The sequence below is a fragment of the Caulobacter sp. P1_B12_2 genome (assembly GCF_056406675.1).
Window position 1 is genome coordinate 1 of the sequence record NZ_JBFTZS010000235.1, and the last position, 7,144, is coordinate 7,144.

At 70.9% G+C, this 7,144-nt stretch carries 7 protein-coding genes; 2 read left to right on the top strand and 5 right to left on the bottom strand.

Annotated features, from left to right (window positions below; all coding sequences use genetic code 11):
- The coding region (locus AC1DZ6_RS15095; protein WP_477097977.1) for a P-loop NTPase family protein at positions 1–649 on the top strand (649 nt) is incomplete at its 5' end.
- On the opposite strand, the gene AC1DZ6_RS15100 is transcribed toward AC1DZ6_RS15095, so the two are convergent.
- The 3 genes from AC1DZ6_RS15100 to rlmJ all read right to left on the bottom strand — a co-directional run bounded on the left by AC1DZ6_RS15100 (position 650) and on the right by rlmJ (position 3,497).
- A complete protein-coding gene (locus tag AC1DZ6_RS15100) occupies positions 650–1,324 on the bottom strand; it encodes a hypothetical protein (protein WP_477097978.1) in 675 nt (224 codons plus the stop codon).
- Positions 1,325–1,401: 77 nt separating this feature from the next.
- Positions 1,402–2,679 (bottom strand): chromate efflux transporter, encoded by a 1,278-nt coding sequence (chrA, locus tag AC1DZ6_RS15105; RefSeq protein WP_477097979.1) that lies wholly within the window; start codon positions 2,677–2,679, stop codon positions 1,402–1,404.
- Positions 2,676–3,497, bottom strand: a complete 822-nt coding sequence (gene rlmJ, locus AC1DZ6_RS15110) for a 23S rRNA (adenine(2030)-N(6))-methyltransferase RlmJ (RefSeq protein WP_477097980.1) — start codon at positions 3,495–3,497, stop codon at positions 2,676–2,678. The genes chrA and rlmJ overlap by 4 nt, the downstream gene beginning before the upstream one ends.
- Positions 3,498–3,623: 126 nt before the next feature.
- Between rlmJ and AC1DZ6_RS15115 the strand changes: the two genes are divergently transcribed.
- On the top strand, positions 3,624–4,634 hold the full coding sequence (locus AC1DZ6_RS15115; protein ID WP_477097981.1) for a DNA topoisomerase IB: 1,011 nt from the start codon (positions 3,624–3,626) through the stop codon (positions 4,632–4,634).
- A gap of 15 nt (positions 4,635–4,649) precedes the next feature.
- Here AC1DZ6_RS15115 and AC1DZ6_RS15120 read toward each other — a convergent pair whose 3' ends face one another.
- Entirely contained in the window at positions 4,650–5,975 is a 1,326-nt protein-coding gene (locus AC1DZ6_RS15120; RefSeq protein WP_477097982.1) for a M1 family metallopeptidase, read from the bottom strand.
- Between the two features lie 158 nt (positions 5,976–6,133).
- The coding region (locus tag AC1DZ6_RS15125) for an RNA polymerase sigma factor (protein ID WP_477097983.1) at positions 6,134–7,144 on the bottom strand (1,011 nt) is incomplete at its 5' end.

The window sequence follows — 7,144 nt, forward strand, 5'->3', positions numbered from 1 at the left end:
CGTCGATCCCAACGCCTATATCCGCCCCTCGCCGTCCGGCGGCGTGCTGGGCGGGGTGGCGCGCAAGACCCGCGAGGCCATGCTGCTGTGCGAGGCGGCCGGCTTCGACGTGATCCTCGTCGAGACGGTGGGGGTGGGCCAGTCCGAGACCGTGGTGTCGGACATGGTCGACATCTTCCTGGCCCTGCTGATCCCGGGCGGCGGCGACGAGCTGCAGGGCATCAAGAAGGGCCTGATCGAGCTGGCCGACCTGCTGGTGATCAACAAGGCCGACGCCGATCCGGCCAAGGCCGAGCGCTCGGCCCGCGACTATCGCAACGCCCTGCACATCCTGACGCCCGCCTCGCCCGACTGGACGCCGCCGGTGCTGACCGCCTCGGGCCTGACCGGGGCCGGTCTCGATACGCTGTGGATCCAGATCCAGCGCCACCGCGAGATCATGACCAGCAATGGCGACCGCGCGAAACGGCGCGCCGACCAGGACAGTCGCTGGATGTGGGCCATGGTCCAGGACCGGCTGGCCGAAGCTTTCCGCGAAGCGCCCGCCGTGGCGGCGATCGCGGCGGATGTAGAGCGCGCGGTGCGGGCCGGCGACCTGCCCGCCTCCGCAGCGGCCGACCGGCTGTTGGCGGCGTTCGGACTGGACTAGCTAGGCGCCCGTCAGCCGCTTGGCCTGGGCGACCCAGGCGTCCCGCTCGGCGCGGCCCTTGAGGTCCAGCTTGGCGTTGAAGTCGGCCAGCTCCTTCGGACCCCAGGCGGCGATCTCGGAGAACCGCGTGACGCCCAGATCGGCCAGCGACGCGGCCAGCTTGGGACCGATGCCGACCAGCAGGGTCAGGTCGTCGGCGGTCGACTTGACCGTCTCGACGACGGCTTCGACCACCGGCTCCGCGGCCGCTTTGAGGGTCTCGGTCGTTTCGGCCGCCACGGTCTCGGCGGTGTCGAGCGTCTCCTGCACGACCTCGGCGACGGCTTCGGTCGTCGCGGTCGCGGCCGCCGTGATCGGCTCGGGCGTTTCCAGCGCGACCGGCGCCAGGACCAGGGCCTCGGTGACGGGATCGATCACGGCCTCGACGACCGGCTCGGGCGCGAGCTCGACGGGCGCGACGCGCTCGGGCGTCGGCAGGCTCTTGGCCAGGGTCGGCGCCAGCAGCGCCTCGACATTGACCGCCTCTCGCCAGCGCGCCGACCACCACCACCAGGTCGCCCCGGCCATGGCCGCGCCGCCGAACATCAGCCACAGCGGCGAGGCCGCGCCGGCCAACAGGTGCGGGCCCTTTTCAGGGTCGAGCTTGGGGATTTCGGGCAAGAACGACGGGGTCATGGCGCGCACTCCAACAACCGTTTTGTTGCAGCGCAGCATAACWCGGTTTCCCGTATCGCAAGCGCAAAATGTTGACCCTAGGTCAAGCCGATCGCGCTCAGCGCCAGACTGGCGGCGACCATGGCCGCCACCACCGCCAGGATCGGCGCGCGCAGGGCGAAGACCAGGCCGCAGGCCAGGACCGTCAGGCCCGCCGCCGGCAGATTGACGCTGGCGAGGTCCGGCAGTTCCGCCCGTAGCGCTCCCCAGGCATGGACCGCGCCCACCCGGAACAGCAGGTGGACCGCGAACCACACGGCGAGATTGGCGATCACCCCGACGGCGGCCGCCGACACCAGGGCCAGGGCGCGGGCGGGCCGGGGCCGCGACCGCAGGCGCTCGAAGAACGGGCCGCCGGCGAAGATCCACAGGAACGACGGCGCGAAGGTGGTCCAGGCGGCCATCAGCCCTCCGGCCAGGGCGGCGACCCAGGCCAGTTCGGGCGGCGCGCTCTGATAGGCCCCGACGAAGCCGACGAAGACCAGCACCAGCACCAGCGGCCCCGGCGTGGTCTCGGCCAGGCCCAGCCCGTCCAGCATCTGGCCCGGCGCCAGCCAGCCGAACGTCCCCGCCGCCTGTCCGACATAGGCCAGGGCCGCATAGGCGCCGCCGAAGCTGACCACCGCCAGCACGCTGAACACCCCGCCCATCCGGGCCAAGGTCGAACCGGGCGCGACGGCCAGAACCAGCAGCACCGGCGCCAGCCAGACGGCGAGACAGACCAGGGCCGTGCGCCAGGCGGGCCGCTGGGCGGCCTCGGAGGTCTCGGCCACGACCGCACCGCCGCCCAGCGCCCAGCCGACCGCGCCGGCCGCCAGGATGATCAGCGGGAACGGCAGCACGGTGAAGGTCAGGGCCAGGAAGGCAAGGCCCGCGGCCCACCAGCCGGCCGCGCCTTTGATCGCCCGGCCGCCCATGCGGATCAGGGCCTGCAGCACCAAGGCGACCACCGCCGCCTTCAGGCCCAACAGCGCGGGTCCCGCCCAGGTCGAGCGGCCATGCGCGACGTACAGCGCCGCCAGGCCCAGCATCACGGCCAAGCCGGGCAGCACGAACAGCAGCCCGGCCGCCACGCCGCCGCGCACGCCGTGCAGCCGCCAGCCCAGCCAGGTGGCCAGTTGCTGGGCCTCGGGTCCGGGCAGCAGCATGCAGAAGCTCAGGGCGTGGGCGAAGCGCCCCTCGTCGATCCAGCCGCGCCGCTCGACCACCTCGCGATGCAGGAGGGCGATCTGACCGGCGGGACCACCGAAGCCCAGGCAGCCGACCTTGAGCCAAACCCAGAAAGCCTCTCGGAAGCTGGGCTGGCCTGCGGTCACGCGCGCCAGATCCGCGCCTTGGCCCCGGCGTCGCCGAGGTTGTCGGCCAGCCAGGTCGTGGCCTCGGCGATCGCGCCCTCGGCGGACTTGGGCGCCCCCACCATGACCATCGCGCAGCCGTTCATCTTCATCGGATCCGTCAACGGCCTCAAGCGCAGCTCCGCAGCTAGCGCGTCGTTCGTGACGGTTTCCATCGCGCGCATGAAGGCGTCGAAGGTTTCCAGGTCCTTCAGCGGCATCCAGGCGGCGATCACCGCATGCTTGTCCTTGGCCAGCACGGCCTTGGTCGTGGCGACGGTCTGGGCGTAGTCGTCGCTGCGCTCGAACGGCGGGTCGATCAGCACGAACGTGCGGCCCCCCTTCCCGGCCCGCGCGACGGCCGTCGCATAGCCGTCGTCCTTGACCGCCTGGGCGAAGGCGTAGGGCGCCAGGGTGCGGCGAAGGCTGTCGAAGTCGTCGGGCCGCAGCTCGCAGGCGGTGTAGCGGTCGGTCTTGCGCAGATGCCGGGCGATCAGCAACGGCGAGCCCGGATACAGCGATCCTTCGCCGCCGCCGTTCAACGCCTTCACCGCCGCCACCAGGGGCGCGAACACCGCCGGCACGTCCTGCATCGCCAGCAGCCGCCCGATCCCCGCCGCCGCCTCGCCCGAGCGCTGGGCCATGTCGCCGCCCAGGTCGTAGGCGCCGGCTCCCGCGTGGGTGTCGACCACCGACAGCGGCGTCTCGCCGGCCGTCAGGACCTTCAACAGGGCCAGCAGAATGGCGTGCTTCTGCAGGTCGGCGAAATTGCCGGCGTGGAAGGCGTGTCGGTAGTTCATCTGCGCGTGCGTCTCCGGAACCGGCCGTCCGTCTATCACGTTGGCGGATATTAGGGTTGGGAGCGAGGCGATGGCCCAGGATTTTTCGGAACACGACGGCGTCGGCCGCCCAGCGAGGGGATGACCATGCCCCGCGATACGCTGGAAACCACCTCGGCCGAACGCACCCTGCTGGCCTATGTCAATGACCAGGAGCAGGGCCTGCGCCGCGTCGCCCGCGGCAAGACCTTCTCGTATGTCGACGAGGACGGCCGCACCGTGAAGGACGAGGCCACCTTGGCGCGGATCAAGGCCCTGGCCATTCCGCCGGCCTGGACCAGCGTCTGGATCTGTCCCGACCCCAACGGCCACATCCAGGCGGTGGGCCGCGACCAGAAGAACCGCAAGCAGTATCGCTATCACAACGACTGGCGGGCCGATCGCGACGCGCGCAAGTACGACCGCATGGCCGCCTTCGGCCGCGCCCTGCCCAAGCTGCGCAAGCGCGTGGCCATCGACCTGGCGCGTCGAGGCCTGCCGCGCGAGAAGGTCCTGGCCGCCGTGGTCAGCCTGCTGGAGCTGACCCTGATCCGGGTCGGCAACGACGAATACGCCAAGACCAACAAGAGCTTCGGCCTGACCACCATGCGCAAGCGCCACCTGAAACTGGCCAGCGGCGGGGCGGTGTTCGAGTTCGTCGGCAAGAGCGGCAAGAAGCACAAGACCGGATTCCGCGACCGCCGCCTGGCGCGGATCGTCGCCGCCTGCCAGGACCTGCGCGGCCAACGCCTGTTCCAATATCTGGACGAGGACGGCCAGCGGCGCGCCATCGAGAGCAGCGACGTCAACGACTACATCCGCGCCGCGTGTGGCGACGACTTCTCGGCCAAGGATTTCCGCACCTGGTACGGCTCGCTGGCGGCGCTGGAGGCGCTGAGCATGAGCCCCAAGCCGGAGACCCAGACCGAGGCCAAGCGCACGCTCAACACCTGCGTCAAGGCGGTGGCCGGCCTGTTGGGCAACACCCCGGCGGTTTGCCGCGCGGCCTATATCCACCCCAAGGTGCTGGAGGCCTTTGAGACCAGCCAACTGCCCAAGCGCCGGGCCTCGTCGCCCCGGGCCAAGGAGCTGACCCTGCTGAAGCTGGTGGCGGCCTAGGGCCGCAGGGTTCCGCTAACCGGCCGGCGGGGCCGAGCGCGGAGGTTCCGGTGCGGCGTCGGGACCGAACACCCACTCTGAAAACAGCGGACGCAGATCCCTGTCGCTGGCCGCTTCCATCGCGCGTTCGAGGTCCAGGCTCGTGACCGTTCCGCCTGCATGGGCTCGCGTGTAACGCCGCAAGCCAGCCCAGAAGGCGTCCTCGCCCAGAGTGGCGCGCAAGTGATCCATGAACAGCGCGCCCTTGCTGTACTGGACCGCCCGTCGCGTCGCCAGGCTCGGATAGCGGCCATCCCAGGCCAGCGGCTTGTCGAAGCCCAAGACACGCGCCTTGTCCAATCGGGCTCGCGCCACAGCGAGCTCGGCCTCGTAGGCGGCGCGCCCGTACCGGTGCTCCTTCCAGGCGGCCGTCATGAAGGTCGTGACGCCCTCGTTGAGCCAGAAGTCCTTGAGCGTCGCGCAGGTCACCAGATTGCCCCACCATTGGTGAGCCAGTTCGTGCGCGATGGCCCAGTCCTCGGCGGGGTCGTCCGCGTTGGTCGCCAGCGCGTCTACGCCGAGGACGGAATAGGACGCCGCCTCCTGCGCCTCGCGCCCCTGGACCAGAAGCTGGCTGTACGCCGTGACGGGAAGCGGCGTGCCGGCCTTGTCGGACAGGAATTGCACCCTCTGGCGCGTCTCGGCGAACCGTCGCTTCAGTTCGGCCGCGTCCGCGACATCGCTCAGATAGGACAGCGTGGTCGATCCGACCTGATCGCCGGCCCGGACGAACCGACCAATCGCGAAGCCGAACAGGTAGGCCGAATAGGGCCGGGGCGCCTCCCACCTGTGGATCTCGCCACCGTCAGGCGTCCGGGTCCTGATCGTCATGCGGCCGACCGACAGCGTCTCCATGCCGGCCGGAACGCTCAGCGCCAGCGAGAACCTCGCCTTGTCGCCGAACTGGTCCTGGAGACAGACCATCCAGTCGCAGGCGAAATAGCTCGTGTAGAGCCCTGTCGCCGTGCGGGACAGACCGCGCGCGGGCCGGCCGTGATAGGACAATTCCAGCCGAACGGTGCGCCCCCGGGCCAGCGGCCTGGGCAGCTCGAAATCCAGCGTCTCGCCTTGCGAATTGACGACAACGGGCGCGCCGTCGAGCGTGGCGCTGTCGATGCTCAGCGCATTGGCGGAGAAGCTCAGCCGCTGGAGCCGCTCGCCGGTGACGCGAAGCGTGATCACCTCGCGTCCCGCGACCGTCCTGTTCTGGATGTCCGGCGTCAGCGCCAGGTCGTAGCGGGCGACGTCGAAGCCGTCGCCCGGCGCGGCGGCGGCCAGCGCGGGACTCGCGAGCAAGGACAAGGCGATCACGATCCTGGACAGACGCACTTCAACTCCATTCGTGGCGGACCAAGACCTCGACGCGGTCGGGCGGTCCGGCGACCTGGACAGGTCGGTCGTAGCGACGTTCGGGAGCGATCCAACAGCCCAACGCCCGATCACCGGATCGAAAATCGAGACTAACCCGCCAACCGCGCCGCCTTGCCCAACAAATACCGCTGCTCGGGCAGGCTGGCCGTCAGCGTCGCCGCCGCGCGATAGGCCTTGATCGCCTCCCCCTTGTCTCCGGCCATTTCCAGCAGGTGAGCCCGCACCGCCGCCAGCCGATGATGCCCCGCCAGGCGCTTGTCGCCCTCGAGCTCGACCAGTTGCCTCAGGCCGACGCGCGGTCCGTGCGCCATGGCCAGGGCCACGGCGTGGTTCAGCCGCACCATCGGATTGTCGGCCATCCGCTCCAGCAGGCCGTACAGGGCCAGGATCTGCGGCCAGTCGGTCTCCTCGGCCCGGGTCGCCTCGTCATGCACGGCGGCGATGGCGGCCTGCAGTTGGTAGGGACCGACCGCCCCCCGGGCCAGGCTGGTCTCGACCAGGGCGACGCCCTCGGCGATCGCCGCCGCATCCCACAGGCCACGGTCCTGCTCGGCCAGCGGGATCAGCTCACCGCCGGGGCCGGTCCGCGCCGCGCGCCGGGCGTCGGTCAGCAGCATCAGGGCCAGCAGGCCGGCCACTTCGGCGTCCTCCGGCAGCAGGGTCCGCACCGCGCGCGCCAGCCGGATCGCCTCGATCGCCAGGTCCGCGCGCTGCAGGTCCGGCCCGGCGCTGGCGGCGTAGCCTTCGTTGAAGATCAGGTACAGCACGTGCAGCACGGAGCGCAGCCGTTCGGCCCGCTCGGCGGCGTCCGGGGCCTCGAACGGCACGCCCGAGGCGCGGATGCTCTGCTTGGCCCGACTGATGCGCTGGCCCATCGTCGCCTCGGGCACGAGGAAGGCGCCGGCGATCTCGGCTGTCGTCAGCCCGCCCACCGCGCGCAGGGTCAGGGCGATGGCCGAGGACGATGTCAGGGCCGGATGGCAGCACATGAACAGCAGGTTCAGCGTGTCGTCGCGCCCGGCCAGGGGATCCGCATCGTCGGCCGGCGGCGACATGACCGGGACGTCGTCCACCGCCGCCGTCGCCTCGCGCCGCCGCCG